At 70.2% G+C, this 791-nt stretch carries 1 protein-coding gene; it reads left to right on the top strand.

The genetic code is table 11. The features are described from left to right. Positions 1-686, top strand: a 686-nt coding sequence (locus JMF90_RS38995; protein ID WP_201326538.1) for an MOSC domain-containing protein, incomplete at its 5' end; no start/stop codon positions are given. Positions 687-791 lie beyond the last annotated feature (105 nt).

Below are 791 nucleotides of genomic sequence, written 5' to 3'. Positions count from 1 at the left end.
TCGACGGCGATGCACTCGTGCTGAACGCGCCGGGCATGCCGGAAATCCGCACGCCGCTCGATGGCGACGCGACGCCCGCCACGCCGAAGATCGCCGCGACCGTGTGGCGCGACACCGTCGACGCGATCGACACCGGCGCCGACACGGCCGCATGGCTCACCGAATTCCTCGGCGTGCCGACGAAGCTCGCACGCTTCGGCCCCGACGCGCGCCGCGGCTGCAACCGCAAATGGACCGGCGAGATCGATACGCATACGCAGTTCGCGGACGGCTATCCGCTGCTGGTGATCGGCCAGTCGTCGCTCGACGACCTGAACGCGCGGCTCGCCGCGAAAGGCGCGCCGGCCATTCCGATGAACCGCTTCCGGCCGAACATCGTCGTGTCGGATCTCGATGCGTACGAAGAGGATTTCGTCGAGCATCTCGACGTCGACGGCGATACGCCGGTGCGGCTGCGGCTCGTGAAGCTGTGCACGCGCTGCCCGATGCCGACGATCGACCAGGCCACCGGCGCACCCGATCCGGCATGGCCGCACGAGCCGACCGACACGATGCAGACCTATCGCGCGAACCCGAACTACGACGGCGCGCTGACGTTCGGCATCAACGCGATCGTCGTCGCAGGCGCGGGCGCGTGGCTCGAAGTCGGGCAGCCGGTCGAAGCGGAGATCGGCTTCGGCGATTGAGCCGGAGCCGGACAGCGCCCCGCATTCCCTTCACGCGCCGTCTCGTCGCGTCCGATCACGCGGCGCGCGGCATCGCGTCGCTCGCCGCCGCCGCCGGCAGCCGGA

Origin of the sequence: Burkholderia sp. E168m23, assembly GCF_016586125.1 — a bacterium.
In the GTDB taxonomy this organism is placed as follows: Bacteria; Pseudomonadota; Gammaproteobacteria; order Burkholderiales; family Burkholderiaceae; genus Burkholderia; species Burkholderia orbicola.
Note: the sequence above shows the minus strand (reverse complement) of the source record. Positions and strands in the feature narration are given on the sequence as shown.